This window comes from Afipia sp. MLSD5-FHT05B12, assembly GCF_058793355.1.
Window position 1 is genome coordinate 1 of sequence record NZ_JBXAFS010000029.1, and the last position, 26,368, is coordinate 26,368.

Consider the following 26,368-nt stretch of genomic DNA (forward strand, 5'->3'; position numbering starts at 1 on the left):
ACGCTTGACCCGGACGTCTGCGTGCAAAACTCGCAACAGTCAGCGCGCTAAAGGACACCTTCTCGCGCGTAACCTAAGCCGTTGCCGTTCGAGGTGAAGGTGCCGATGGTTGCCATTGTCGTGTCCTTTTCAGTTTTCCGGGCCGCGCCCACCGCGGCCTCGATGGCTGGCTACAGACCGGAGGCGATCGACCCGCACCCCGAGAGGGGCCGGCACGCAGTAGAGGGCAGCCAGGCCACGACTTTCTTGATTTCCGCGAGGAATGGACGCGCAGCGGCCAGGGGAAGAAAGTCGTGGCCGGATGTTGCGGGGATAAGAGCGAGGCGGAGCAAAGCGAAGACGGCCTTCGGTCAGACATGCCAAATCGAGGACGCCGTGGGCGAGACTGATGAAACGGCCTGGTGACACGACAACGACCTTCGGGGCCAGCGCGACGGACGCGCATTTCACCAACAGGGGACACCTCACAATGTTTCAAGCCCCGCTGGTCGCGATCTCGACTGAAAATGAACGACCGCGCCGCTTCTCGATCAGGCGTCAGGGCGCGGCCTATCAAACGAGACTGCGGATGGGAGCGACCTTCGCTCAATAGAGCGACGATCCGTTAGCGCCCGAACGCGCCCCCTGGGGAAGGAAGTTCGGTAAGGCCGAGTATCAGGTCACGACAATTGACGAGAGGAAACCCCCGGCGAGACCCCCGAAGGGCGAGGCTGGTTCACTGCGCGCGTGAAGGCGGAGATGGATGCCCACCGCTGACCGCGAGCAGCGCTGATCAGATTCTCTCGAATGTTGCCCGCCGATACGACGTAGACAGGAAAAGGCAATACATTCGGCGATGTCAGCGAGGCGAGGTGATCGTAAACGACGGTCGGCTTCCAGCCGGTGTCTGCGAAGACCGCATAGTCTGGCATCGGATCGATGATGCCGTGCGTGGCCATACGAGCGAGGGTCGTGGACTGGATGCCGGCGCCGAGGCTGAGCGCCCGCAACCTGATCGTGCTTCGAAGTGGGCAGAGCTGTCGCAAGTCGACAGGGATCGACTCGCTGTCTGCTCATCATGCAGCTTCCCCGACCTCGAACGCTTTCGGTTGGAGGCCGTGCAGGTAGGCGACGGCGCGTTGCGCATGCGCGGCGGCCGAGAAGATAAAGCGCTTCTCGTTTGACAAGACCTCGAGCCAGGACGCGAGGTAGCTCGCGTGATCCGGGCGCGGTTCGAGTTCGGGCACGATGCCGAGGTCCGCGCAAAGGAAGCAGCTCCCGAGTTCGGCGATCAGTTCCTCGCGCGCGCGTTCGCTACGATCCTTGCCGTACCGGCTGAGATCTCGATTGACGCGGTGAGAAGGAGCGGTCCAGTGAACGGTTTCATGCGCTCGGACGGCGACATAGGACTTCGCGTCGCGAAAACTTTCGATCGGCGGCATCTGAACATGATCGGAGGAGGGCGCATAGAACGCCATCGTGCCGCCATGGCGGACGACCGCGCCGGTGTTGGCAAAGAACGCGTCGGCGCGCGCGTTGCGTTCGATCGGCGTTGAGACAGTCGCCGGACGGCCGTAATAGTCTTCGGGCAGGTCATCGATCTGATCGACGCAGAAGACGGTATAGGCCTTGAGGAACGGGACATCGCGCTCGACCTCATCGCCATTGCCGTCCGTCTCGGTCTTTGTAAACCGATTGGCGTAGACCACGGTGCTGCCCGTCTCGCCCTTGCGGACATGGCCGCCCAGTTCGGCCGCCTGTTTGAAGGTCATCCAGGTCGGCGAGGTGAAGCCGCGCGCGACCGCCTCGGACCACAACAGGATGACGTTCACACCGCTATAGGGTTGGCCGTTGCAGCGGAGTGGCCGAGTGATGCGGCCAGCGGTGTTGGCGACAGTCCATGGACGCATCCATGGACGAACGCCGTGCTCGAGATCGGCGACGATGCGATCGGTGATGCGCGCGTAGATGTCCGCGCGGGATTTTTCCTGTTTTCGGCTCATGATCATGACCTCCGTTGGAGGCCGCGCCCATCGCGGCCCCGTCACGAGGTCCGCCCGCGCAGGACTGGGAGGTCCGCGCACCCGGATCGGCGCGATTCGCAAAACCGGAGTTTGTTGGGAGGGCCGCAACGCAGTGGAGGACGGCGAAGCCGTTGCGCGGACAAACCAGCCGGAGCAGGACCATCACTCGGGACGGGGACCGCGATGGGTGTCGGCTGGTCTTCGCTTTTCTATTGGTTTTCAAATTGCAGCGCCGCCGCCGCGCGTGACATGCGAAAAGGCCGGCCCGCGAGGACCGGCCTTTTCGTCGGAAGTGAAAAGGGCGGGGCCATGCCCCGCCCGAATGGCTAGCCGAAAGACTCCATCTGAAGTTTGGCAGCCTTGCGGCCGACGGTCTCGCCGGCGTGCTCGATCTGCCGTTCGAACGGCTTCCAGGTTTCGCCAACGATCTGCTCGTAGGCGGTGACGGCGCCCTCGGCCGCCATGCGGAGCGCGTGGGCCTGGAGGGCCATGTCGGCCGCGAATTCTCGTTTGCGCTGCGCGGCGCTGTCGAAACCAACGGGACCGTCGAGATCTTCGTCGCGGCTGTCGTTGGCAAGCTTGGCGGTCGCGTCACGCGCTTCGGTCACCGCGCGGGAGTAGAACTGGCCGGCACCATGGGCCGATCCGACATAGGCGCCGACAATGCGCTGCAGGTGGATTTGCATGGCGCGCTCGCTCAAGCCGTCTTTCAGCGCTTGGGCGGTCTCGATGATGAGCCGTTCGTGGAGGTCACGGATGCCGTCGCTGTCGAGCGTAGCAAGGCCGAAGCTGTCGGAGATGCGGTTGGCCTGCGCTGCGTCGGGACAGGCGAGCCGGACCATCTCGAGCGTGGTGCCGCGGCGGAGCGGAACGACGGCAGCAGATGAGCGAGGAGAACGGGCGGTCTTTGACATGGTGAGGTCCTTTTCTCGGTTTCGCCGGGAGAGGCGATCGGCTCGTGCCGGTGCCCCCTCGGGTGCGGTCCCCCAGAACCGGCGCAAGCGGACCGCTTCAAGGGGCGTCGACCGTCAAGGCGAGCATGGTCGGGGTGCGGACAAGCGGGGCCGAAGGCCCTGCGCAGGACGCGGCCTGGCCATGGCGAGACGGCGGGCGGCGATCGCCTGCGACTTGCCCTTGAAGCGGGCCGTCGACGGTTCAGACCGCAGCAAACCCGAGGGGGCACCGGCACGGGTTGACGTCAAACGGGATGAATGCCGAGATGACCTGCATCCATGTCCAGCCCGGTTTGCTGGCTATCGTCGTTTCTTCCTCCGCCGCGGGCGAGGTGGCGCGCCTGGACGTCATCTTTCGCAGGCTCTGCTCCGGGAGCGCTGGCCGCAGTACGTGCGGTGCCGGAGCTCAAGGGTTACTCGACCGGCTGACTTGCGCTGCAGAAGCGCTGGCCGATACCCCGCGACATGATTAGCCGTCAATCGTCATGGTGCCGGCTGTTGCCTCAAGGTCTCTGAGCGCAGGCTCGATCCCGTGGCGCCGCCGGAACGCCGCAATCGCGCTCTCTTGCCGTGTGAGCTTGCGAATCAACGCGTCGATCTCGGTGCGCCGCGTGAGGGCGAGTGCCGCGATATTTTCGTGGAAAGCCCGTTCGTCCGCGCGTGTCCATCTTGAGGTGCCACGGCCGGACTGCCGGCGCTTGGTGCAGGAAGTGATCGTCATGCGCTCGGCGCGAGCTTCGATCTGCCGTTCAACGATGCCGAGATGACGGGTTGTCTCGAGAAGTGCATTTTCCATGCGTAGGAGTAAGGCCCATTGAGGCGTAAGCGACATCAGAATGCCCTCCATGACCAGTGGGGAAACGCTATCCTGTCGGGCGCATATTCGTCGAGAAGCGTGGTCTGCACGATCGACGACGCGATGTCGTCGCCGACTATCACCCAGTCGATCAATGCCGAACGTCTCCCAGTGTGTATGCGCATCTCGTCCGTGAGGACGCCCTGCAGCGCCTCGGCGACCTGGCCCTGTGGGTGCTCATGCGCTTCAACCAGCAGGTCAATGGTGATGAGATGAGGATTCATGGACGCCTCCTGACTTTTGACGGCGAAGGAAGGGATGTGTCCGGCGCACGCACGGACAAGCGGACCGCGCGCTTCCAGGCGTCGGCGCCCGTGAAATGACGTCGCAGGCGCGGGTGCCAGACGACGAGGGGCGGCATGCCGCGGTCTTCATCCGTTGCCGCGCGCCATCCGAAGGCAATGGCGATGAGTTGCCAGGGCATGTGACACCTCACCGTTTCCAGCCAATGAGGCTCGACGCACCGGCGTAGAGACGGTGGCGAGCCTCATCGATTACGAAGCCGAAGCGACCGACGTGATATTCGTCGGACGGGACGAGGTAGCGGCGCTGCTCGGGGGCGGCTCGATCGCCGCCGAGCGTGGCGACGCATTCGGTCATGCCGGCGTGCCGGTCGCACCGGATCGCCGAAATCACGATCCAGTCGGATGCGTGATCACGTTCAAAGGCGCGACGATCCTTCTCGTGAGATTCACCGGGCTTGAGGCGCTTTCCGTGGATCGCTTCCCAGGCGTCCGGGTACCAGTCGCGGATGGTCCGATCCGCGCAGCGCCGCTCATAGTCCGTGAATAGCTCGGGAAAGGCCTGCGCCACGGCCGCCCAGGCGCAATCTTCCTCATACCAGCCGCCGCGCGTGCGAAGGCCGGGATGGACCTTCGCGTTATGCTCAGCATCGAGATGGAAGCCGCCATGGCTTGCCGTCGAATGACAGATGACACCGTCGGCGTAGATGGTGGCGTGCTGCGAAGTCCCCCATGGCGTCGTCGCGCGCGAGGAGACGTCGCGCCGCGCCAAGGCGGTGCGCTGGCGCTGGTGCTCGGCGTTTTCCGCAACGCGCGCTCGGAAAGCGGTCTCGTCTTCGAGATCGCCGCCGTGACTGTAGAAGTCTGAGCGTTTCCATTCTTCCATCGGGCCGCGAAGACGCCAGGCCGACGCCAGGAAGAACCGGCCATCCGAGCCGGGCAACAAGGCAAACGCACTGTCGCCGACCTTGGCCACGAGGAGGCCTTCGTGGGTGCGTGCGAACATGACCCCCGCCGGTGTGGGGTTCTGGCCGTTTGCCGAGGAGGGACAGAGGGACGTGCTCATGCCGCCCTCCCTTCGATCGCAGCCGCGGCGACCTCGTCCGTCGTGACGTCTTCCAGCACGGCGCCGGGATGGCGATGCGCGGCAAGCCATGCTTCCGCCGCGGTACGGTCGGCGGCGAGGTGGAGCAGCTCAGCCGCCTCGCCCTCGCGGTCGAGAACACGAACCGAGCCAGGCTTCGGAGGTTCAGTCACGATGAACTTGAGGGCGCAGTGGACCGAGAAGGTCTTGTAGACCCTGAGAACGACGACGCCGGCACTGCCGAAATCGCCCTGATGCAGCGTGATGCCGGCGGGTAGAAAACAGCTCGGCATATCGCGAGACGGAGTTTTCCTGACCAGCCTCCCGCCGCTGTTGTTGTTTTCCCACGCGGCAAGCTTGCGCTTGAACCGTGCGGGTGGCTTCGGTGTACCGTCTGAATAGCGAATGATCGAGCCGAGCGGAGCAGAAACGTAGATGTGTTGTGCGGACATGATGTCCTCCTGTGTAGGCTTGAGAACGAAAGCCGCCGCCGACTCGGAGGAGCCGGCGGCGGGATCGATCGGATGGAAGGATGGGGGGGGTCGCTATTCCGCGGCTTCGGCGTAGCCGTCCGCGGCGTGCGCGTCCTCGATCTCGTCGGGATCATTCAACGCATCCGCCCCGGCCTCCTCGTCGTCTTCGGCGAGGGCGTGTTTGTCGGTCCAAGCGGCGACCTTCTCGGGCGCGGGAGCGAACAACGCGGCCGGATGCACGAAGCGGTTCTCGGCGTAGTGCTGAACGAGCGCCGCGCGCGTATCCTTGACCCGTTGGCGGGGAAGCACCGACGTGTCCTTGCACGCAGCCTCGATCGCGGTGCGTGACAGGCACGACAGAAAGTCGTCCGTGGCCATGTTCGGCAAGAACGTGTCTGCGCCGATGGCATCGCCTGCCATGCGCGCCGCGACACCACTGTCCGAGCGATTCTCGCGGCACGACAGCACGTCGATCAGGGTCGCACGCGCGACCTGTTGCAGGGTGTCGCGATCGAAGGCGAGTTTGCCGTCCTCCCCGATCAGTCGCGCGGCGTGTCGGCCAATTCGCGCATAGCCGTCGGCGTTGCCGGAGGCGATGGAGACGTTCTGGCCGGCGAACGCCAGCACGAGCAACCCGAGGAGCGTGTCATCCTCGATCGGCGCCCGGGCGAGGGCTTCATGAAGGGCGTCGGTGCGCAGATCACCAATCATCTCCATGCCCTTGCGCGTCACATCGGGCCGCGGCTTCGCCGTGGTTTCGATGTCGTCGGCTGCGGCCTCTTCGGCCTCGCCGGCTTTACCCTTCGCCTTCTTCACCTGCGGCATGCGATAAGCGACGGACTGAATCTGACCGTCGCGATCGAGATACCAGCCGGTGCAATCGGACTTGCCCGGCTTGCCCCAGACCCGCTCGGATTTGGGCGGCAGCTTGGGCTGGCCCCACTCGTTCACCTCGATCACGGTGCCACGCTTCGGCAGATGATTGGTCATCCACTCGTTTTGTGCGCCGAGGAAGGCCTCCACATCGGTGGTGTAGCGGCTGTCCTCATCGGCCGGCGCGAACAGGTCCTCGACCCATGTGATGCCATAGGCCGTAGCCAGCGCATCATCGAAGCTCGCGTGGCGCGCATACATACGCGTCTTCGTCAGCGCGCGGGCGACGTCGTGCCAGGAGACCTGCGGATCTGCCTTCCGCGGCTTGTATTTCTTCCAGACCTCGGTCTGCTCGTCGATCGGCGCGGCGGCGATGATGCGGAGCTGCGGCTCACCGGGCATGTCGCCCTTCGCCATCTGGTCGAGCATCGCCGGCAGCACATTGGCGAGCAGTCTGAGCTTGCGGACCTGGCGCACCGGCAAGGCAAGCGCCAACGCAATCGATTCCTCGGTCCAGCCGAGTGCCACCAGACGCTCGATCGAGCGCCAGAGGTCGACGGGGTTGAGCGGCTCGCGCGCGACGTTTTCGACGAGGGCGCGCATCGCGTCGTGATCTGCGTCGGGGTCCGCGACGAGAACGCGGATTTCGGTGAGGTCGGCGACAATCGCCTGCGCAACGCGACGATGCCCGAAGTGAATCACATAGCCGTTGCCGCCATCGCGCTCCGGCAAGATCACCGGCGGCTGCACGATGCCGACGGCCTTGATCGATGCCAGCAGCAAGGCATCGGCTTGCGGCGAAGACTTCGAGCGGCGCATCTGATCGGGATTCTCCTTCAGGGCGCGCGGATCGACCATCATCAGTTCCATGGGATGCTCTCCATTTTCAGGGGTTGTGGACCACCCGTTCGGGGGTCCGCTCGTCTTCTTCTCGAAGACATCCTCTCGGCCCGCAGGGCGGGCGGAGCGGCGCAACTGCCGCCGAGCATCCCTGCCCGGCAGGCGCGAGCGGAGCGCGTCAGCGCTTTGCGAGCCCGCCGTGGCTGGGATCGCGAGACGGTCGGTTGAGCTTCAGCGGCGCCGCTCCGACCGTTCTGCGAGCAGGTTTTCCTACTCACGCAGCTCTTCGGGTTTCCTCGCCCTTCAACTGCACCGCTTCCTCACCGCTAGCGGCGAGGTTCGCCTCAACCTCCGCAAGCTGCGCGCGCTTGAGATCGAGTTCGGCAGCGAAGGCGAAGGCATCGCCGACTCGTCCGCGATAGGAGGCAAGGCGCCGCTCGGCTTCGGCAAGACGCCGACGATGGTTCTCCTGTTCACTGTCGAAATTTGTCAGTGCGTGCTCAAGACGAGCGACCGCGCCGAGCGGCGTCACGGTCATCGGGAGCTCGATCTCGAACTGTGCGTCGGTTCGCTGCAGCATGGTCACGTAGTGATACCCGTCTCGGCCGATACGCTCGCCCTCGAACGTGACGTCGAAGCCGCCGATCGAGGCGATCACCACGTCGTCTTCGTGCTGAAGCTGGACGAGGGTGAGAATCTCCTTCATCAAGGCGCGACCAGCGAGCTTGCGCTCGTCGAAGCGCGTCCCGTTGACGGCCATCGTGAAGGCATCGCCACCAGTCGGAACGAGACGGGCGATATCCTCAGCAATATTGCCGATGCGGCGCGTCGAGATCTCGATCTCGCGATCGGCGTCGCGAATTTGCCGCCGGATCGCATGCTGATCGTCGATATGCGCCGCGTGCAGCCGTTCGAGGCGCGCGATCTCGGCCTCAAGTCCCGCCTTCTGCATGAGGCGTGGATCGCCGGATGCGATCGCCTTGGCCATGGCGAACTGGTTGGCCTGGCCTTCACCCAGGTCCTCGAGGCGGCGGACGCTCGTATCGCCTGACAGCGCGGCGGCAATGAAGCGGGCCTTGCGCTCATTGTTTTGCCACATGGTGGCATCGAGGCTGCCGAGCGTGGCATAGGCGAAGATTTCGACCTCGTCATGCTGGTTGCCTTGGCGCACGATACGGCCCTCGCGCTGCTCGATCTGCGAGGGGAGCCACGGCACGTCGAGATGGTGGAGCGCCTTGAGGCGAAGCTGAACGTTAACGCCCGTGCCCATCGTATCGCTCGATCCAAGAAGAACGCGGACCTTGCCGGCATTGAAATCGTTGAAGAGCCGCTGCTTGGCCTCGGACTTCCTATGGTCCTGCATGTACGCGACCTCGGAGGGGGGCACACCGAGACGCACGAGTTCATCGCGAATCCAGCGGTACGCAGAAAAGCCGCGGCTGGCCTCGACGCTGATGGTGCCGAGATCGGAGAAAATGAGCTGGCCGGCGCCGGACTTGTCGTAGGCCTTGCCGTCCTTCCGCAGATAGGTCCCGCCGCTGGTCTCTTGCCAGATGCGGAAAGCATTGGCGATGAGGGCGTTGAGCTTGTTGCCCTCCTCATTCTCCTGTCCGCTATCGACGAGGCGCAGGTCGATCGCGGCGTGGCGGCCGTCGGTAATCACCGATAAAAGGATGTCATCACCCGGTTCCGGCGCCCGGTCCCGCTCCTCGATGGCCTTGATGCGTTCGTCGAGCAGGCGCTGGTAGGCCTTGAAGGCGGCCGTCGGCTCGGCCGTGACGATCTGCCGTCTACCGCCGGCGATCTCCGGCACCTTGACGTAGTCCTTCAGATCGTCGGGCAACACCACATCCGCGAAGGAGCGGAACATCGCGATCAGTTCGGGGACGTTGACGAACTGCGCGAAGCGCGTGACGGGGCGGTATTTGCCGGAGGGCTGCAATTCGAGCTCGGTCGAGGTGTCGCCGAAGGTCGAGGCCCAGGCGTCGAATTCGTGCAGGCCGCGCTCCGCGAGTGCGGCGTGATCCATCAGCCGTTGCACGGTGAACATTTCGCCAAGCGTGTTGGTGATCGGGGTGCCCGAGGCCAAGACCAGTGCCCGCCCTGGATTCTTCACATCGAGGAAGCGGGACTTCACATAGAGGTCCCAGGCGCGCTGCGAGCCATTCGGGTCGACGCCGCGCAAGCTGGTCATATTGGTGGCGAAGGACAGTTTTCTGAACTCCTGCGCCTCGTCGACGATGATCTGGTCGATTCCGATTTCGGCGATCGTCAGCAGATCGTCCTTGCGCGAGGCCAGCGATTCGAGACGTTCCTGATGACCCTCCTTCATCCGCTCGATGCGCTTGCGCGAGAGGCGGTCCTGGCTGTCGACCTTGCCGAGGAGCTCTTCATAGGCCTCCAACTCGTCCTGGATCATCTGCGCCTCAAAGGCGGACGGGACGGGAATGAACTTGAAGGCGCTGTGGGTGATGATGATCGCGTCCCAGCTCGCCGTGGCGGCGCGGCTGAGGAAACGATGGCGCTTCTCCTTCACGAAATTGGTTTCATCCGCGACGAGGATGCGGGCGTTCGGATACAGGGCAAGAAATTCCCGCGCCGCCTGCGCCAGGCAATGGCCGGGCACGACGAGCATCGCCTTGTTGACGAGGCCGAGCCGGCGCTGCTCCATGATCGCGGCCGCGATGGACAGCGTCTTGCCGGCGCCGACGGCGTGGGCGACGTAGCAGCTTCCCGACGCGATGATCCGCCAGATCGCCCGCTTCTGGTGCCCATATAGAGAAAAGGCGCCTGAGGCGCCCGGGAGCTGCAGATGATCCCCGTTGAAATGTCGGGGCACGATGTTGTTGAAAGTGTCGTTGTAGAGCCGGGCCAACCGATCGGTTCGGTCCGGATCGGACCAGATCCAGGACTGAAACACGGATTTGATCCTGGCGAGCTTGTCTTTCGCCGCCTCCGTTTCGACGGTGTTGAGCACGCGCCGCTCGCTGTCGCCGTCCTTGACCGTGTCGAAGACCTGCGGGATCGACGAGTTGAGCGCGTCTGACAGAAGAAGTCCGGCGTGGCGACGATGGGTGCCCCAGTCGGTGGTGCCGGCGGCGCTCCATTCGAGCTGGCGCGCATTCACGGTCCAGCATGCGAGCTCGGGCATATGGTGGATGGTGATGTCGGCATCCATCGTCTCCTTCACGAAGGCGATGATGTCGGCGGCGGGGATCCAGGGGGCGCCAAGCCGCGCCGTGATGTCGGATGGGCGAAGGTCGGCCGGCTGGACGCGCCTGAGCGCTTCGAGATTACGCGCATAGGCCGGGTCGAGGGCCGCGGCGGCTTCCGCTGTGGCGAGCTTCGAGCGGACCGCACCGGAGAGATAGGCGTCGGCGGTGTGCCACGCGCCGGTTGCGGGATCGCGGAAGATAGCGTCGCCGAGTTCACCGATCACGTCGTCGACGCTGCGGTGCAGAAGCTCCGCGATGTGATCGGGATCGACCGAGCCTCGCTCGTTCAGGACGACGGCGAGTGCGTCGGCGGCTGAGGCGATGACGGGCGCCTGTGGCGGCGCGATCACGCGTTCGGTGAAGATCGGCCCGGGTTTTGCCGTGTTGGTCTCGAGCTCATAGTCTTCGATCGAGGCGACGAGCCAACAATCCGGGTCATCCGCGAACGGAGCCAGATTGGGCCGGCGGTGCGTCTCGCGCACTTCGCCGCTCTCTTCGTCCTCCTGCGACGATACGACCGTGGTGTTGATCGGCCCGAAATCGCGGACGAAAGAGCTCCACGCGATGCGCAACCGGACCTGTGCCTGCTTCCACGGCTGGTCGGTCTCCTGGCACTTCAAGATCTCGCGCACGGCGTCGCGGATCGGGATCAGCTTGCGAATGATCCGCGCATGCTTGGCAAAGACGCCGTCGGCATTCCTCCCCTTCTTCACGGCGATGATGACGGCTGTGCGGTCGACCATCTGCATCAACGCCGTGTTCTTGCCGACGAAATAACTTCCTTCGCGGATGCCGACGCCGGCAGCGGTTGCAACAACCGTCGGCGTCTCGTCAGCATCGAAACCGGTCGTCTCCGGAGCGCCATCGTAGATGGCGTTCGGAAGATGGAGGATGGTGGCGGTAAGCGCGTCTTCGAGCACGAGGGCCGGGCGCGGCACGCAAGCGTACGTCTCACCGTAGGGGCCAGACCCAAGCGCATGCTCACCGAGCACCATCTCCGGATGCTCGGAGAAATGGCGGTTCACCCGGATGGTGCCCTCGTGCTCGGTTGCGGGATGGATTTCGGCGAGATCGAGCCAGGTATCGTCGCCGGGAGCATCGTCATCGCGGCGCTTCCGGAAGAAGAGGATGTCGACGCCAACGTCCGTCCCGGCGTCGGCGCGGAAGCTGCCCTCGGGCAGCCGGATGGCGGCGACGAGATCTGCCGTCCCAGCGATCTGCTCGCGTGCTCTCGCGTCTGCCTTGTCCATCGTGCCATGCGAGGTCACGAAAGCGGCGAGACCTCCGGGCTTCAGCCGGTCGATCGCCTTGACGATGAAATAATCGTGCAGCCGAAGGCTGGGGGACCGGAACGCTCGGTCGCTGCGCACCGTGCGATCGGAAAACGGCGGATTGCCGATCGCGAGATCAAAGTACTGGTGGAGTTCGGTCCGTGCGAAGTCCTGGTTGATGATGTTGGCGCGAGGATGCAGCAAGGCTGCGATGCGCGCGGTGATCGGATCGAGTTCGACGCCGGTGACATGGCACGCCCCGCGCAGGTTCTCCGGCATCAGCGCCGGAAACAGGCCCGTGCCGATGCCGGGCTCGAGCACACGTCCACCACGAAAGCCGAGCCGCGCTACGCCAGCCCAGACCGCGCGCACGATGTATTCGGGCGTGAAATGGGCGTACTGGGTGCAGCGTGCGAGCGAGGCGTAGTCCCCCGCGCCGACAGCCGACTCTAGCGCCGCGCCAATATCCTCCCAGCCGTCGCGAAAATCATCTTCGCCCGGGCGCCTGAAAACGCCATTGGCGAGCTCGGACGCGCCGAAGCCGGTGAAGCGAATGAGCTGCGCCTGTTCGTCGGCGGTGGCGGAACGCCGACCGGCCACGATCGCGGCCGCAAGTCGGATCGCCGCGAGATTGTCACGTGCCCTGTCCCGCCACGATTTCGCAAGGACGCGCGTTCCAGCGAGGTAGAAATTCTCAACCCTAGCTCGGGTGGTGGGTCGATCAACCGGCGGTTCTATACGCGCAACCGCCGGAGGGTGCGGCGCATCACCGTCGTCGCCGTCCGTTGCAAAGGTGGATGGAAAGGCCGTGACGCCGAGGCCGAGCCCCGAAGAGAGCGACGTGTTGCCGAAGAGATCAAGCGTAAAAGGATCGTGTTGCGCCATGAGAGGCTCCTGTCGAACGAGCGCACGCCAACGTCCCGCCGGCAGCAGGCCCGGCAGGCGACGCGATTGCGTGAAGGGGAGGGTGAAGGATCGGCTCTGAGCGGATGTCACAGCCGGAACAAGCGGACGAGATGCTGATGCCTGGCGTGGCAGGCAAGCATTTCGCAATAAAAGCGCTTGCGCGCCTGCTTCAGCGCCGGATCATGGCGGTGTTGTTTTGCGATCCGCGATCGCGCAGCGCGCACGACGACACGCCAAGGGGCGTGAACGTAAACGCCGAGGCGGGAATAGGTCGCTTCCATGGACGGACTCCCTCTCGTTCACGCTGCGACCGGCTGTGGCAAATGACGCAGCTGCACGGGGAGCTTGGCCGATACTTCGTCGTCCGTGAGGTCGTCGAGCAGTTTCAGAACGGTGCCGCGACTACCGCCATAGACCAGAACGGTCCGCTTGCCGCGCATGGCGGCAGGCCAACGCTCGCCTGCAAAGCCGCGATAATCGTCATGCGTGCTCGACCAGATGTGCTCAAGCCGCTCTTCGCGGGTCATGGCGCGCACCGGCCGCGTCTCGCGGTCGATGATGGCGGCCTTCATGCGATCGGGCGAGCCGCGATCGGAAAGGTCGCAATAGCCGTGAAACCACCGGGTGCGGCTATCGATCAAGAGCGCGAAGAAGACACTGGTAACGCTGCCGGTCATATATTCGCTGAGCGCGAACATGTCACCGCGCATGAACAGCGGCGGCAGGATATCGAGCATATACTCGTAGTCGCGCTCGGCGATCTCGAACCACTCGCCGGCGAACAGATCGCCCGCATCGCCGTCAGCCACGGCGGGTGCGCCGCGATGACGGTGGAACATATGGTGCATTTCGCAGCGCGACGCGACGCCTTCGAAAATCTTGCGGATTGCGGATGAGGTGTGCATGAGCGGCTCCTGGCCTGTTGCGGCTGAAGCGCGAGCGATCCGCCTGATCTCCTCATCACTTCAGTCCTTCGTCACACCTTCTCGGCAGCCGCCTCTCCGGTCCGGCGGGTCAAGGGCCGCGGAACGCGGGCGAAGCTTCACCCTTGACGCGCCGGCCGGGCATGCGGCAGCGGGGGTTTTCCTCCTTCTGTTCTCCTCCTTCCATTTCATGGGGGGCGAGCGGGCGAGGCGGGCCCTCAGGCAGCGGCCTAGACACGCCACCAGGCGATCCGAGCATCGCGCGCCGCGTTCGCGAGCCGCCGCCCTCGACTTCGCAGCGCTGGCGCTGGTGGCCGCCGCAAGCACGCGGGGGCCGGAGTTCGATGGCTCAGGGAACATCGAACTCATCTGCGAGCCCCAGCTCTTTCAACCTCGCGGCGTCTTCGAGACGGACGATTTCGAAATCATCGGATCGGCAGCTGAATTCGCCGTTCCGCACTTCTCCGAGCGTCGCCCAGGCCCCATCCGCCCAAACAACGATATCGTCGGGATGGTATGGCGGCGTCTGTGTGGTGATCTTGCTCATGATCCAGTCTTTCCGAAGTTGGTCGGGACCATTCCCGACGACGCCACAGGAGGGGGCTGGACGGCGCGGTCACCGAGCGTAGCGAGGGGAACCCCTTGCGGGTTGACCGGCACAGCCGACGAGCCCCCTAGAAAGGCGGCAATGAACGGATGGTCTCGGCCTGACGCTCCGGGAATGGGCTGGATGACCGCCATGAGGAACGCCATGCCGGAGCCACGGTTACGCAGGACCGCGCCGGGAGATCAAGCACGCGGCCACGGGATGCGGAGTAAACCGACTGCGTCATCAGCCGATGCGTCTCTGCCCGCTTGGCGCTCCAAGGACGAGCAGCACCATGTCAGGGAAGCGGCACGTAGACCCGCGAGCGCAGCAGAATGACGAAAGCGAAGACACTAGGCCGCCTGATGCCACCAGGCGATGCGCTCCTCGCGCGTCGCGTTGGCGAGCCGCAGCAAGAGGTCACCGTGGCACGCCGCCGGCGCGCAGAAGCAGACGAGATCGCGACCCCGTAATTCGTCCAGCGCGCGCAAGATCTGATGTTGATCCGCAAGCCAGCGCTCGTATTTTGCTATCACTGCTGTGCGGTCGCCGTCCGGACCGATCCGAAACGGATTGCCCCACTTGCTGCCGCGCCCGATATAGACGGCGCCCACGGGCACGCCTGCGTGATATTTGTTGAGAACCCTGCACATCGACAGCGCCTTTCGATCTCCGTTGCGGTGAGCGGTCTGCAGGACGGGGTTCAGGCGCGAGAGTCACCAATCGCGTCTCGCGATGGGGAACGGCTTGCCCGTTGACCGGAGGGCCGCCGCGTCCAGCACGTCCGCGACCGATACGCAGATCGCGAATGCGCGATGCGGCAGAGTTTGCAGATGCGACACACGCGATTGCTGCGCCGTCAGGCGGAGCGCGCGCGAGCCTCGTCAGTCCGGTTCGCGGCCGCCGGCGAGAAGCGCCTCCGCCTTGACGATCGCTGGCTGCGTGCGCTCGAGCCAGAAGGCGCGGTCGAGTTGCTCGGTGTCGCTTTGGCTCGCGAGAACCTTGACGAGGCCGAGCAGCACCTCAAGATGCAACGCGATGCGCTGCGGCATCTCGACATAGTGAGAGGGAATCGGCTGTGCGGCTCCGCTGTAGGCGGCATTCTCGCCAGACCAGATGCCCGTCACATATGTCTTGCCGGCGGACTCGTAGTCGCATTTCTCCTCAGACCAATCGTCGCCGTCGACAGCAAGGCGACAAGCCTCTTCCATCGTTGCTGCCTCGTAGGTCTGCTGGCGATAGACCGGCAGGCGATAGGTTGTTTCGATCGTGAAAACAGGCATGGGTTGGCCCTCCCGTGTGGGTGTTGCAAACACCCTCGGGCGGCCGCATCTCCGGTCCGGCGGGTCAAGGGCCGCGGAACGCGGGCGCAGCTTCCCTTGACGCGCCGGGCGGGCGTGCGGCACGGACCCATGCCTACCCTTGGCATTCTCCTTCGCGTTCGCTGTTGGCCGCCTCACGCGGCGCTAAGGTCTTCGTTCCAATCGTCGGCCCGCGGCCGCGATCGCGCGAAACGGGATCCGGTTTCCTCCGCGATGGACAGAATACGCCTGGCATACACCTCGCCCTGCCGATTGTTGTCGGTCGCGGCCACCAGCAGCACGTTGGCGCGTCTGGCAAGCGCGCGGATGGCGTCCTCCGTTGCCGGAGCCCATCCGCCTCCTGTACTGACGTAGAGCGTGTCATCACGCAGTTCTTCGAGCGCAGCCAGGCTCATGGCGTCGACCGCCGCTTCGGTCACGCAGACGCGTGCGCAATCGGAAGAACCGAGGCGAAACAGCTCCTTGGCGCCGCCGGTCGCAAAGCCGCGCCAGCTCGGGCCGCGCTCTTCCCAGCCGGTGACGGTGTCGCCGGAATCTGTGTGCGCCGCCCACATGCTGCCATGCGGACCCTCCCGAAGCCGGCCATGGGCAACAATAGCGGCGATGATGCGATCGGGGATATGCCGTTCGTCGGTCAGATAACGCCAGGTCAGGGAGCCGGGCCGAGGTCCAAAGCGATGTCGCCAACGGACCGCGATAGAGCCAATCGCCTTCGGCTTGGCAGGACGTTGCCAGACCGGCGCGCTCGGGATGAAGCCGACGACATCAGCGACACAATCGCACGCGTCGCTGAAGCCGCCGGCACCGAGGTGCTCGGCGAGCGAAAACACGTCTCCTTTTGCGGTCGACAGCGGATCAAACCAGCCGCGGCCGTCATGGATGACAATCACGATCTTGCTGTCGCGTCGATATTTGATCGCGCGGCGGGTGCTTTCCTTGATGTCGACTTTCCAGCCTTCTTTTTCGAGCAGGGCGGCGCAGCCGACCTTTTCGCGCAACCCTTCGATTTCTCTTTTGTCCATCTTCCTTCACCGGGCTCGCCCCAGGCGACGTCCGGCCCTTTCCTCGGTTGGTCTCGCTTGTTCCAGACCTTGCGGAACATCCCCGACCAGCCGCGAAGCCTGCCGGATGCAAGGGCGCGCTGATAAGCCATCAATCGGCGAATCACGAGCGCGGCGAAGCTTCCCTTGCAGCCGGCAAGGTGCCAGCGGCAGCCGGTCACCCGGCTCAATGAGCCGGGGACCAGGGGTCGTATTCATGAACGATGGCGTTCTCTTCGCCGTCGTATTCGCTGGAGACCATGACGCCGAATTCGTCATCAACCTCAAAGAGGACGACCGGCACCATCAGCGTGCGGGCCAGATCGAAGGCGTGATTCTGTGCGAGGGTGAGATTGTGCGACATCGTGAGGGCTCCCGTCTTGTGGCGGGGACCATCCCCGCTCGACAGGCGCCGACGTGTTCAGGGGAGGCCGCGGTCACCTCGCAGGCGAAGCCGAAGAGGTCGCACGCGTGCGTAGCGAACCCCTTGCGGGTTGATCGTGGAAGGCCGCGCTTGAACCAAGGAAAGCCCATTCGAGAGCGGGGTCGGTCCTTCCCGGAAGCAGGGCTTGCCGAACCGTACACCTTTCATCCGCGGGTCTATGCCCCCTCGTGATCAACACGCAAGAACAACTGCCGCCTTTCGTTGGACCGGTGAAGACTGAGTGGTGATTGACGCGTGCGAGCTGGTCCTTGCAGCGACCCGCAAAGCAAGGCGTGATCGAGCAGCGAGAGCCGGTACTTACGTGGATTGGTGTGGCAAGTGGCTGCGTTCGGCCAGATCGAAGAAGCGGGTGAATTCGCCTTGAAATGTCATAGCCACCGTGCCGGTCGGACCGTGCCGTTGCTTCGCGATAATGACCTCCGCTTTGCCGCGGGCGTCCCTCATCTCGGATTCCCAGGTGAGGTGTTCTTCGGTGCCCGGCCTGGGCTCTTTGTTCTTGAGATAATACTCTTCGCGATAGACGAACATGACGACGTCGGCGTCTTGTTCGATCGAGCCTGACTCGCGCAAATCCGAGAGTTGCGGCCGCTTTTCGTCGCGGTTCTCGACCCCGCGCGAGAGCTGGGACAGCGCAACGACCGGGACGTTGAGCTCCTTGGCCAGCGCTTTCAACCCGGTCGTGATCTCGGTGATTTCCTGAACGCGATTCTGCGCGGCGCGCTGGGATTTGCCCTGCATGAGCTGAACATAGTCGACGACAATGAGGTGCAGGCCTCGCTGTCGTTTCAGACGGCGCGCGCGGGCCGCGACCTGGGCGATGGAGAGCGCGCCGGTCTGGTCGATGAAGAGCGGCAGGCGGCGCATTTTCTGGCGGTAGTCGAGCAGCCTGCCGAAATCGGTCTCGCCAATGTCGCCACGCCTGATGCTGGAGGAGGGGACTTCCGCCTGTTCGGAGAGCACGCGGGTGGCAAGCTGTTCCGACGACATTTCCAGTGAGAAGAAGGCGACGATGCCCCCGGCGACGGGCCTCAGCGAGCCGTCGACCTGTTGTGTCGCGTCGTAGGCGCTTGCGACGTTGAATGCGATGTTGGTGGCGAGCGACGTCTTCCCCATGCCTGGCCTGCCGGCGATGATGATGAGGTCCGTTGGTTGAAGACCGCCCATTTTGGCATCAAGATCCTTGAGGCCGGTGGCAAGCCCCGAGAGCCTGCCATCGGACTGGTAAGCTTGCGCGGCCCTGTCAATGGCGTTGTCCAGCGCGGTCTCAAACGTCTCGAAGCCGCCGCCATAGCGTCCTGTTTCGGCGATTTCATACAGAAGCTGCTCGGCATGCTGGATCTGATCTTGCGGAGCGCAATCGACGGCCGCGTCAAATGCGTCATTGAGCATGTCCTCGGCGATCTTGATCAACTCGCGTCGCACCGCGAGGTCGTAGACCGTTCGGCCGTAATCGGCTGCATTGATGACGGTCGTCGCTTCCGCAGCCAGGCGGGCGAGATACTGCGCAACAGATAGTCCGGCAATGTCGAGCGTCGCGGGAAGGAAGGTCTTAAGGGTAATTGGATTGGCAATTTTGTTTGAGTGGATCAGCTCGCTCATCACCCCGTAAATTTCACCGTGCAGCGGCTCGAAGAAATGATTCGCCTTCAGGAAATCGGCAACGCGATGAAGGGCGTCGTTGTTGATCAGTATGGCGCCGAGTAGCGCTTGTTCAGCTTCGATATTGTGCGGCGGCTCGCGATAAATTGGAGCTTCCAATGGTTTCAGTTTGAATGCTGCTTCTGCCACGTTTGTCGGTCCACCGAGCCAATGTTGAAGTGCAGGACTTACGAAAAGGACCATGCAGGGATGGGCGACGAATCGCCCTCCAGTGGGGAAGTGTAGCGCCAACGAAGGTAAAACCAATCGATTCGCACCCTTCCAGATCAGGGCAGCCTTCGCGGCTATTGGGCCACGCACCCCGCTTGCGTCAGGGATGGCCGCCCGCGAGGGGGAAGACCCGCATGCGGGGCTTCAGCGCAGCCGCCAGCCCGGCCCCACAGGGGGACGCCCAATTGCTCTCTCGACGAACCCGCAAGCACAGATAATGGGGGTATGTGCGACAACTGTGAGCGGCACATCCTGTGGGCCGATTTGATGCAGGCGCCGGAGATCGGCCAATGACCCCAGACCCACGCATAGCCTACGGCAATAACCCCTGACGCATCGCGAGCGCAACGGCGTGGGGAAGGGACAATGCGGCAAGATTTCGCCGCGCGTTGTCGAGATGGAACTTCACACCCCGCGGCGTGACGTCGAGAAGTGATGCAATGTCTTGCATCGTTTTACCCTGAGAGATCCATGCAAGACACTGCCGTTCCCGCTGCGTCAGGGGAGTGCCCATCTGATCGGTCAACGAGGCTCGTCCAATCCTGGCGCTCACATGCGCGTGGTAAGTAAGGCCGATCATTTGCAAGAGATCCTGGGAGGTCTCAATGAAACGGTCGAGTCCAAGGCTCCGGTCATCCACCGCCAGCGTGAACGCTGCGGATTGTCCATTGCCGCCGGGAATCCGAACCGTCAAACCTGTCCTGATCTTGAAACTGAGCGCGTCGTCAAACAGACGGCGTTCTCTGGCGGACTTCGCAGATCGCGCAGCTCGTCCGTCCCATGGAAGCACTCGGCATGGGATTGGGGGTTTCTGCAGAACAGGGTCGATCTCATCGTATTTTTCATCGAAGTAGTGGTCGGTCCAGCTCTTCGGATAAGACGAGATTAGATTACCGGCATTCGTGCCGCGTCCGAAATAAGCAAACCACCGGAATCCCAATCCATGCGCGGTCCGCTCCGCGACGCGCCGGAAATCATCTTCGGTGCGCGCAGTGTGAAGACAATCGACAAATTCATGGCAGGCCCTTTGGACATCTTTCATTGCGCCTCAACTTTATAATTATTCTAACGCGACGTGTCGCGACTACGTCGACACTCGCGTCCTGCGTGTGCGCCGTCTAATGCGACCTTGCGGCAGCTTTGGGGCAGGCCGCAGTTTTCCCGCTACCCTGTCGAAACTGACAGCTTCAAGCCGTGACCGCTCCTGATTTCGTGGATCTCGAACCTGTGATTCGCAGCTGGAGATCAAGAATGAATGTCATCGCACTCACGCGTCCGGCGCTCTTACGGAATTCCGAGCTGACGCTCGGGATGCACCGTCTGCGACGGCGCGTCTTTCGGGATCGGCTGGAATGGGATGTCGCGGTGTCGGAGGGACTCGAGGTCGATCAATACGATGCTCTGTCGCCGACTTATCTATTGGGTATCGATCGGCAAGACGTTGTCGGTTGTGTCCGCCTGCTGCCGACCACCGGCCGCAACATGCTCGCGGATACGTTTCCGGTCTTGTTGGACGGTCGGGCTGCCCCAACAAGCACCAGGATCTGGGAGAGTTCGCGTTTCTGCGTTGATACCAAAAACGTAGAGGCCACAGCCCAGAATGGTTTGAGGGAAGCGACGTTCCTGCTGTTCGCGGCGATGATTGAATGGGGTCAGCAGCACGACCTTCAGGCGATCGCAACCGTCACGGATCTGCGAATGGAGCGAATCCTGCGCCGGGCTGGGTGGGGTCTCGATCGCCTCGGCGAACCTCGCCAGATCGGAGCCACCAAAGCCGTCGCCGGGCTGTTGCCGGTCACCGATGTTGCTCTCGGAGCAATCCGGGCGGCAGGGAACATTTCTAGACCCGCCATCGAAACCCCGGCGTCTCTCGCCTTCGCTGCCTAAGCGCAATCGTCGATTTATCCTGATCGGAGGCTGAAGAATGGATCCCGCTGCATTCGCCACCCTTGTTGAGCGATGTGCATCGCCAGCCATGGCGGCACCATTGACCGCGATCGTGCAACAAGCGAGTTCGTTCGAGCCCTTCCTGATCTCCCTTGGCGAGCTCAAGCCGATCCGCCTTCAGGCGACCGACCGGAATGAGGCCATCCAGCTTGCGACGGAAGCGGCGGCGACCGGCAAGCCCGTTCGAATTGGCCTCGGTCAACTCGATCGCGAAGAGATGAAGCTGGCAGGTCTCACGATAGCCACGACGTTCGACGCTTGCCAACATGTGGCGGGCCTCAGCCGATTGTTTCAAGTCCGGTTTCAAACAGCGATTGCGGACGGAGGCGATTCTCACAAAGGGGCATTAGATGCTGTCAAGAGCTTTACGGCGCGAAGCAAGCCCATAGTGCCCGAACCCGGGTCACGTAACGTGCCCTCGCGACCTCCTGCCGACGAACCCGCTGCCAACCTTTCCTCCAGTGCCGATCTCGCCAGGGAGCGCCCAAGCTGGGACGCCTATCGCGCAGGTCTGGGCACGTCAGTCTTTGTCTATGGGCGATGAGGAAGACTTGCTCGCTAAATTTCCAACAAACGCGCGATCCGGGCCGGCTCGGCCGCAACTCTCATAGGAAGCCTTCACATGCCCTCTCGCCTCAAGCAATCCGCCGCGCTTCTTTGCATCGGACTCGTTCTCAGCGTCGGACTGACCGAACCGGCGCTGGCGCAGACCGCGAATATCGAGGGCGTGTTGCAGAACATCGTCACGATGTTGACCGGCAACGTCGCGCGTCTGCTGGCGACACTGGCCGTCATCATCGTCGGCATCGCCTGGATGTTTGGTTATCTCGATCTGCGCAAGGCCGCCTACGTCGTGCTTGGCGTCGCCATTACGTTCGGCGCCTCCGAGGTGGTTTCGACCTTGACCGGGGGTCGCTGATGCTCGTGGTCACCCATGACTGAGCCCATGCGTCTCACCGAGGACACTTTATTCCTTGCCTGCACCCGCCCGGCCATGATCGCCGGCGTCACGATGGAGGCGATGGCGCTGAATGTAATGTTCTCCTGCATCCTGTTCCTGGTGGCCGGCAGCATTTTGTACGGCCTGGTCGCGCTTCCGATCCACGGCCTCTGTCGGATCATCTGCCGGCACGATCCGAACATGTTCCGGATTTTGCTCGCCTGGATCGAGACCCGGGGCCGCACGCGCAACGCGCCGTTTTGGGGCGGATCGTCCTGCACGCCGCTGAAGCTGGTTCGGCGTTATCGAGCGAGGGATTTAGGTTATGCATAACGCCGCGCTCAAGGCCCGCGAGATCGAGTCCGATGTCTATCTGCCGTTCGGCCGGCACGTGACCGATACAGTCATTAACCTCTCGACCCGCGCCTTGATCACGGTGGTCAAGATCGACGGCACCTCATTTGAGACGGCTGAGGCGGCCGACCTGAACGACCTTCATGCAAAACTCAATCTCACGCTACGCAATATCGCCGACGACCGGCTGGCGTTGTGGACCCATTTGATCCGTCGCCAGACATCTGATTATCCGAGCGGCACTTTCCGCTCGACATTTTCGGCCGCGCTTGATGCGCAATATCGCGAGCGGCTTCGGAGCGAAGCGCTGTTTCGCAACGACCTCTATTTGACGCTGGTATGGCATCCCGGCCGCGCGACTACGGACGCAGCGGCGGCGTTCTTCAAGCGGCTCGGCCGCGCGGCCGGCCAATCAGCGGAGGTTGACAGCGAGGCCTTGAAACGACTTGACGATGCCACGCGCGATGTCGTCGCGGCACTTGAGCGTTACGGCGCTCGCGCCGTCGGTTTGGTTGATCGCGACGGCATCGTGTTTTCGGAAGCAATGGAGCTATTACACGCTGTCACCTCCGGCGAGTGGATGCCAATGCCATTGCCGCAAGGACCGATCGGGCCCGCGCTCTATACGAACCGCATCATCTTCGGCCGCGAAGCTCTCGAAACACGCAGTGCGGGCGGATCACGCTTCGCCGGCATGTTCGGGATCAAGGAATATCCGGCGTCCACCCGGCCGGGTCTGTTGAACGCGCTACTTTCAGCTCCCTTTGAACTCGTCCTCACGCAATCTTTTGCTTTTCTGTCGAAGGCCGACGCAAAAACGGTGCTGACGCGCAAGCAGAACCAGCTCGTCTCGGCTCAGGATCCGGCGGCCTCGCAGATCGACGAACTCTCTGACGCCCTCGACGACCTCGAATCCAACCGGTTTGCCCTCGGTGATCATCACCTCTCGCTGCTCCTCTCAGCCGATACGCCTTCGCAGTTGCAGCGGCACATGAGCGTGGCGCGGCGCGCCCTGGCCGACGCGGGCGCCGTGGTCGCGCGCGAAGACCTTGGGCTTGAGGCGGCCTATTGGGCGCAGCTTCCTGGACTGTTCAAATACCGGGCCCGCGCCGGTGCGATCAGCTCACGCAATTTCGCGGCATTCTCCCCGTTCCACACCTATCCCGTCGGAAAGGCAGATGGCAACCATTGGGGACCGGCGGTTGCGATGCTCAAGACCGCGTCCGGCTCGCCGTTCTACTTTTCGTTCCATCACGGCGACCTCGGCAATACCTTCATCTGCGGCCCTTCAGGATCGGGCAAAACCGTCGTTCAAAATTTCCTGCTATCGCAGGCCGAGCGGCTCGGCGCCACTTATGTGTTCTTCGACAAGGACCGCGGCGCCGAGATTTTCATCCGGGCTGCCGGCGGTATTTATCTGACGCTTCGCAACGGCGTCCCTACCGGCTGCGCGCCGCTCAAGGCGCTGGAACTGACGCCAGCGAACCTCTCCTTCCTGGGCGAACTGGTCCGGAAGCTCGTCACACCCGAGAACCGTCCCCTGACCGTCACTGAGGAGGAGCGAATCGATTCCGGGTTGCGCGCGCTTGACCAACTCCGGCAAGAGGAGCGCTCCTTCGGTGCGCTACGGGCCTTTCTCGGCCAACAGGATCGCGAGGGGATTGGCGCCCGGCTCGAGCGATGGTGCCGCGGCGCCCCCTACGGCTGGGTGCTCGATGGCGACCAGGACGCCGTTGGCCTCGATGCCCGTTTCATCGGCTTCGACATGACGGATCTGCTCGATCACCCGACGGTGCGCACGCCGCTGATGATGTATCTGTTCCATCGTGTCGAGCGCCTCATCGACGGCCGGCGCCTGATCATCGACATCGACGAGTTCTGGAAGGCGCTGGGAGACGAGGCGTTTCGCGATCTCGCCAACAACAAGCTCAAAACCATCCGCAAGCAGAACGGCGTCATGGTGTTCGGCACCCAGTCGCCCCGGGATGCGCTGGCGTCGCCGATCGCGCACACCATCGTGGAGCAATGTCCAACCCAGATTTTCCTACCGAATGCGCGGGGAACGCGATCGGACTATGTCGACGGCTTCCACCTCACGGACACCGAGTTCCGTCTGATCAAAGAGGAGCTGGCTCCCGAAAGCCGGCGGTTCCTCGTCAAGCAAGGCCACAATTCCGTGGTGGCGGAACTCGATCTCGGCGGATTCGACGACGCACTCGCCGTGTTGTCGGGGCGGACGGAAACGGTCGAACTGCTCGATCGCATTCGAGAGGAGGTCGGCGACGATCCGGCCCAATGGCTGCCGGTATTTCACGCAGAGCGGAGGCAAGTCCGATGATGGTTCAGCGTATGCCGGCGATTTTCGCGTCCGTGTCAGTCGTGACGCTCCTGATGGCATCTCCGGCAGGAGCGGAGATTGTGTTCGATCCTAACGTCTTTGCGCGGCAATTTGAGCAACTGACGGAATTGAAGAAGCAGGTCGATACCCTGACGTCCCAGCTCAAGGTCGCGCAGGACCAGTTGAACCAGGCCAAGCAGCTCTATGACAGTTTCAACAAGCTGACCAATGCCAACGACATTGGCGCACTGTTGAACACACCGCAGTTTCGCAAAGTTCTGCCGCAACAATTTTCCGATATCGAAAAGCTGGTGGCGGGGCAGGGCAGCGGCAACTTCGCAAGCTCGATCAATCAGTATCTCTCGCAAAATCGCGCCTATGCGGGCAACAGCGGCAATTCCTATTACCAGAGCGAGCTCGACCGGATCGCGCGGCAGACCGGCGCCAAGCACTCCATGGGTCAGGCGGTGTACGACACTGCCTCGCAGCGTATCGATGCACTCGAAGAACTGAGAACTCGCATCAGCTCGGCGACCGACGTTAAGGAGATTTTGGATCTGTCGGCGCGGCTGCAAGCCGAACAGGCGCTTCTGCAGAACGATGTGCTCCGGATGCAAGGCCTTGCGATGATCCAGCAGGCCCGCATCGACATGGACGGACAACGGGAGCGCGAGAAGCAGCGCCGACTCGTCGATGAAATGAAGGCAGCCCTGCAATGAAGACGATGGCTTCGACACTTCTGATAACCGCTGCCGCCGTCAGTCTCGCTGGCTGCAATGAGGTCGACACGAGTCGTCAAGCCAAAACAGTCGGCTGGTTTTTCGATCATCGGGATGAGCTTGCGGTGACCCTCAGGGCATGCCGCGACAACCCCGGTGAACTCGCAAAAACGCCCAATTGCGTCAACGCCGTTGAGGCTCGCAACAAGGTCACCGTCCAAGAGATGAAAGACGCGCTGAAATAAGGACCGCCACGATGGCCATAAATGTCTTTGATAGCTTCTTAAAAGAGTTCGAGCAACCGATCACGACCTTCGTATCGACCTCGGTGTCGAATCTTGCCTCGTACATCGACGGTCCGTTGCGCGTCGCTGTGATGCTCTACGTTATCCTGTACGGCTTCGCCGTGATGCGCGGCGCCATTTCTGAACCGATCGTGGAATTTGCCTGGCGCGCAATGCGGATCGTGATCGTCGTGCTGCTCGCGACCAATTCCAGTACGTTCCAGCAGTACGTCACCGGTGTGTTTTTCGACTCCTTGCCAAAGGAAATCGGCAATGCGTTGGCGGGCTCGGGACTGAACACCAGTTCGGGAGCTCCTTTCGATCAGCTTCTCTCCAAAGGGATCGACGTCGCCAACAAGATCTACGATCAAGCAGGAATAACCAACGTGGCCCCCGCGCTGATTGCGGCCATTCTTCTGGTCTTTGTCGCTGTTGGCTCGTTTCTCCAATTCGCGATCCTGCTCTATGCCAAAATTGGTCTTGGCGTTGTAATCGCGCTCGGACCGATCTTCATCGCGCTGGCACTATTTGAGGCCACGCGTCCGTTTACAGAGGCTTGGCTACGGCAGGTCGCCAATTTCGTGATCCTGCTGGTGTTGGTCGTGGCTTTAGTGGGGCTGATGCTGACCACCGTCAGCGGTTTCATTGACAAGTTCGGAACAAACGCCGGAACCGCTGGCGAATTGGTGGTTGCCGCGGTCGCTATCAGCGCGGTGCTCGGTCTCTCCGGCTATATCGCACTACAACTGCCGATTATCGCGGGCGGCCTCGCCGGAGGTGGCGCCTCACTCGCGAGCCGACTAGTGACGAGCCCGCTGATCGCCAACGCCACGGCCGCAGCCGGCGGCGCCTACGCCGGCGCACGCGGGGCGGCCAGCCGTGGCC

At 63.1% G+C, this 26,368-nt stretch carries 25 protein-coding genes and 1 pseudogene; 8 read left to right on the top strand and 18 right to left on the bottom strand.

What is annotated here, in order from left to right; all coding sequences use genetic code 11:
* Positions 1-716 precede the first annotated feature (716 nt).
* The 18 genes and pseudogenes from AC1Q6J_RS21910 to AC1Q6J_RS21995 all read right to left on the bottom strand — a co-directional run.
* Positions 717-938 (bottom strand): annotated as a pseudogene (locus AC1Q6J_RS21910) (hypothetical protein); the annotation flags it as partial.
* Positions 939-1,055: 117 nt separating this feature from the next.
* The gene (locus AC1Q6J_RS21915) at positions 1,056-1,982 is read right to left on the bottom strand and encodes an ArdC family protein (protein WP_492281262.1); all 927 of its coding nucleotides are present in this window, start codon (positions 1,980-1,982) and stop codon (positions 1,056-1,058) included.
* Between the two features lie 347 nt (positions 1,983-2,329).
* Positions 2,330-2,917 (bottom strand): hypothetical protein, encoded by a 588-nt coding sequence (locus AC1Q6J_RS21920; protein WP_492281263.1) that lies wholly within the window; start codon positions 2,915-2,917, stop codon positions 2,330-2,332.
* A 508-nt stretch (positions 2,918-3,425) separates the two neighbouring features.
* Positions 3,426-3,788 carry a hypothetical protein gene (locus tag AC1Q6J_RS21925; protein WP_492281264.1) on the bottom strand — a complete coding sequence of 121 codons (363 nt, stop codon included), beginning with the start codon at positions 3,786-3,788 and terminating at the stop codon, positions 3,426-3,428.
* Positions 3,788-4,036: a hypothetical protein gene (locus AC1Q6J_RS21930; protein ID WP_492281265.1), complete on the bottom strand. Its 249-nt coding sequence runs from the start codon at positions 4,034-4,036 to the stop codon at positions 3,788-3,790. Before AC1Q6J_RS21930 ends, AC1Q6J_RS21925 begins: the two co-directional genes overlap by 1 nt.
* Before the next feature lie 208 nt (positions 4,037-4,244).
* Positions 4,245-5,120: a DUF7007 domain-containing protein gene (locus AC1Q6J_RS21935; protein ID WP_492281266.1), complete on the bottom strand. Its 876-nt coding sequence runs from the start codon at positions 5,118-5,120 to the stop codon at positions 4,245-4,247.
* Positions 5,117-5,590: a UCP036055 family protein gene (locus AC1Q6J_RS21940; RefSeq protein ID WP_492281267.1), complete on the bottom strand. Its 474-nt coding sequence runs from the start codon at positions 5,588-5,590 to the stop codon at positions 5,117-5,119. The genes AC1Q6J_RS21935 and AC1Q6J_RS21940 overlap by 4 nt, the downstream gene beginning before the upstream one ends.
* 93 nt (positions 5,591-5,683) lie before the next feature.
* Positions 5,684-7,354, bottom strand: coding sequence for a ParB/RepB/Spo0J family partition protein (locus AC1Q6J_RS21945; protein ID WP_492281268.1), 1,671 nt, complete (start codon positions 7,352-7,354; stop codon positions 5,684-5,686).
* Between the two features lie 244 nt (positions 7,355-7,598).
* Positions 7,599-12,695: a helicase-like domain-containing protein gene (locus AC1Q6J_RS21950; RefSeq protein ID WP_492281269.1), complete on the bottom strand. Its 5,097-nt coding sequence runs from the start codon at positions 12,693-12,695 to the stop codon at positions 7,599-7,601.
* Between the two features lie 107 nt (positions 12,696-12,802).
* Complete coding sequence (locus AC1Q6J_RS21955) at positions 12,803-12,997, bottom strand: hypothetical protein (RefSeq protein ID WP_492281270.1); 195 nt, start codon at positions 12,995-12,997, stop codon at positions 12,803-12,805.
* An 18-nt stretch (positions 12,998-13,015) separates the two neighbouring features.
* Entirely contained in the window at positions 13,016-13,621 is a 606-nt protein-coding gene (locus tag AC1Q6J_RS21960; protein ID WP_492281271.1) for a DUF1419 domain-containing protein, read from the bottom strand.
* Between the two features lie 367 nt (positions 13,622-13,988).
* Positions 13,989-14,186, bottom strand: a complete 198-nt coding sequence (locus tag AC1Q6J_RS21965) for a hypothetical protein (RefSeq protein ID WP_492281272.1) — start codon at positions 14,184-14,186, stop codon at positions 13,989-13,991.
* A gap of 392 nt (positions 14,187-14,578) precedes the next feature.
* Complete coding sequence (locus tag AC1Q6J_RS21970) at positions 14,579-14,839, bottom strand: DUF4326 domain-containing protein (RefSeq protein WP_492281273.1); 261 nt, start codon at positions 14,837-14,839, stop codon at positions 14,579-14,581.
* A 270-nt stretch (positions 14,840-15,109) separates the two neighbouring features.
* Positions 15,110-15,508, bottom strand: a complete 399-nt coding sequence (locus AC1Q6J_RS21975) for a hypothetical protein (RefSeq protein WP_492281274.1) — start codon at positions 15,506-15,508, stop codon at positions 15,110-15,112.
* A gap of 173 nt (positions 15,509-15,681) precedes the next feature.
* A complete protein-coding gene (locus tag AC1Q6J_RS21980; RefSeq protein WP_492281275.1) occupies positions 15,682-16,569 on the bottom strand; it encodes a DUF3991 and toprim domain-containing protein in 888 nt (295 codons plus the stop codon).
* A gap of 205 nt (positions 16,570-16,774) precedes the next feature.
* Complete coding sequence (locus AC1Q6J_RS21985) at positions 16,775-16,951, bottom strand: hypothetical protein (RefSeq protein WP_441519508.1); 177 nt, start codon at positions 16,949-16,951, stop codon at positions 16,775-16,777.
* 378 nt (positions 16,952-17,329) lie between these two features.
* Complete coding sequence (locus tag AC1Q6J_RS21990) at positions 17,330-18,820, bottom strand: replicative DNA helicase (RefSeq protein WP_492281276.1); 1,491 nt, start codon at positions 18,818-18,820, stop codon at positions 17,330-17,332.
* Positions 18,821-19,214: 394 nt separating this feature from the next.
* Positions 19,215-19,943: an autoinducer binding domain-containing protein gene (locus tag AC1Q6J_RS21995; RefSeq protein ID WP_492281277.1), complete on the bottom strand. Its 729-nt coding sequence runs from the start codon at positions 19,941-19,943 to the stop codon at positions 19,215-19,217.
* A 152-nt stretch (positions 19,944-20,095) separates the two neighbouring features.
* Between AC1Q6J_RS21995 and AC1Q6J_RS22000 the strand changes: the two genes are divergently transcribed.
* The 8 genes from AC1Q6J_RS22000 to AC1Q6J_RS22035 all read left to right on the top strand — a co-directional run.
* Entirely contained in the window at positions 20,096-20,788 is a 693-nt protein-coding gene (locus tag AC1Q6J_RS22000; RefSeq protein WP_492281278.1) for an acyl-homoserine-lactone synthase, read from the top strand.
* Between the two features lie 37 nt (positions 20,789-20,825).
* On the top strand, positions 20,826-21,392 hold the full coding sequence (locus AC1Q6J_RS22005) for a lysozyme family protein (RefSeq protein WP_492281279.1): 567 nt from the start codon (positions 20,826-20,828) through the stop codon (positions 21,390-21,392).
* Positions 21,393-21,470: 78 nt separating this feature from the next.
* Complete coding sequence (locus AC1Q6J_RS22010; protein ID WP_492281280.1) at positions 21,471-21,767, top strand: TrbC/VirB2 family protein; 297 nt, start codon at positions 21,471-21,473, stop codon at positions 21,765-21,767.
* Between the two features lie 15 nt (positions 21,768-21,782).
* Positions 21,783-22,121, top strand: a complete 339-nt coding sequence (locus tag AC1Q6J_RS22015) for a VirB3 family type IV secretion system protein (RefSeq protein ID WP_492281281.1) — start codon at positions 21,783-21,785, stop codon at positions 22,119-22,121.
* Entirely contained in the window at positions 22,114-24,480 is a 2,367-nt protein-coding gene (locus AC1Q6J_RS22020; protein WP_492281282.1) for a VirB4 family type IV secretion/conjugal transfer ATPase, read from the top strand. The genes AC1Q6J_RS22015 and AC1Q6J_RS22020 overlap by 8 nt, the downstream gene beginning before the upstream one ends.
* Positions 24,477-25,199, top strand: a complete 723-nt coding sequence (gene virB5 / locus AC1Q6J_RS22025) for a P-type DNA transfer protein VirB5 (RefSeq protein WP_492281283.1) — start codon at positions 24,477-24,479, stop codon at positions 25,197-25,199. Before AC1Q6J_RS22020 ends, virB5 begins: the two co-directional genes overlap by 4 nt.
* Positions 25,196-25,444: an EexN family lipoprotein gene (locus AC1Q6J_RS22030; RefSeq protein WP_492281284.1), complete on the top strand. Its 249-nt coding sequence runs from the start codon at positions 25,196-25,198 to the stop codon at positions 25,442-25,444. The genes virB5 and AC1Q6J_RS22030 overlap by 4 nt, the downstream gene beginning before the upstream one ends.
* A gap of 11 nt (positions 25,445-25,455) precedes the next feature.
* Positions 25,456-26,368, top strand: a 913-nt coding sequence (locus AC1Q6J_RS22035; RefSeq protein WP_492281285.1) for a TrbL/VirB6 family protein, incomplete at its 3' end; no start/stop codon positions are given.

Coding starts and splice junctions, on each gene's coding strand:
- AC1Q6J_RS21950 (WP_492281269.1), bottom strand. CDS start 12,695: ATGGCGCAACACGATCCTTTTACGCTTGATCTCTTCGGCAACACGTCG.
- AC1Q6J_RS21960 (WP_492281271.1), bottom strand. CDS start 13,621: ATGCACACCTCATCCGCAATCCGCAAGATTTTCGAAGGCGTCGCGTCG.
- AC1Q6J_RS21920 (WP_492281263.1), bottom strand. CDS start 2,917: ATGTCAAAGACCGCCCGTTCTCCTCGCTCATCTGCTGCCGTCGTTCCG.
- AC1Q6J_RS21940 (WP_492281267.1), bottom strand. CDS start 5,590: ATGTCCGCACAACACATCTACGTTTCTGCTCCGCTCGGCTCGATCATT.
- AC1Q6J_RS22005 (WP_492281279.1), top strand. CDS start 20,826: ATGGATCCCGCTGCATTCGCCACCCTTGTTGAGCGATGTGCATCGCCA.
- AC1Q6J_RS21935 (WP_492281266.1), bottom strand. CDS start 5,120: ATGAGCACGTCCCTCTGTCCCTCCTCGGCAAACGGCCAGAACCCCACA.
- virB5 (WP_492281283.1), top strand. CDS start 24,477: ATGATGGTTCAGCGTATGCCGGCGATTTTCGCGTCCGTGTCAGTCGTG.
- AC1Q6J_RS21945 (WP_492281268.1), bottom strand. CDS start 7,354: ATGGAACTGATGATGGTCGATCCGCGCGCCCTGAAGGAGAATCCCGAT.
- AC1Q6J_RS21955 (WP_492281270.1), bottom strand. CDS start 12,997: ATGGAAGCGACCTATTCCCGCCTCGGCGTTTACGTTCACGCCCCTTGG.
- AC1Q6J_RS22010 (WP_492281280.1), top strand. CDS start 21,471: ATGCCCTCTCGCCTCAAGCAATCCGCCGCGCTTCTTTGCATCGGACTC.
- AC1Q6J_RS21995 (WP_492281277.1), bottom strand. CDS start 19,943: ATGAAAGATGTCCAAAGGGCCTGCCATGAATTTGTCGATTGTCTTCAC.
- AC1Q6J_RS21965 (WP_492281272.1), bottom strand. CDS start 14,186: ATGAGCAAGATCACCACACAGACGCCGCCATACCATCCCGACGATATC.
- AC1Q6J_RS21930 (WP_492281265.1), bottom strand. CDS start 4,036: ATGAATCCTCATCTCATCACCATTGACCTGCTGGTTGAAGCGCATGAG.
- AC1Q6J_RS21980 (WP_492281275.1), bottom strand. CDS start 16,569: ATGGACAAAAGAGAAATCGAAGGGTTGCGCGAAAAGGTCGGCTGCGCC.
- AC1Q6J_RS21915 (WP_492281262.1), bottom strand. CDS start 1,982: ATGAGCCGAAAACAGGAAAAATCCCGCGCGGACATCTACGCGCGCATC.
- AC1Q6J_RS21925 (WP_492281264.1), bottom strand. CDS start 3,788: ATGTCGCTTACGCCTCAATGGGCCTTACTCCTACGCATGGAAAATGCA.
- AC1Q6J_RS21975 (WP_492281274.1), bottom strand. CDS start 15,508: ATGCCTGTTTTCACGATCGAAACAACCTATCGCCTGCCGGTCTATCGC.
- AC1Q6J_RS21985 (WP_441519508.1), bottom strand. CDS start 16,951: ATGTCGCACAATCTCACCCTCGCACAGAATCACGCCTTCGATCTGGCC.
- AC1Q6J_RS22015 (WP_492281281.1), top strand. CDS start 21,783: ATGACTGAGCCCATGCGTCTCACCGAGGACACTTTATTCCTTGCCTGC.
- AC1Q6J_RS22030 (WP_492281284.1), top strand. CDS start 25,196: ATGAAGACGATGGCTTCGACACTTCTGATAACCGCTGCCGCCGTCAGT.
- AC1Q6J_RS22020 (WP_492281282.1), top strand. CDS start 22,114: ATGCATAACGCCGCGCTCAAGGCCCGCGAGATCGAGTCCGATGTCTAT.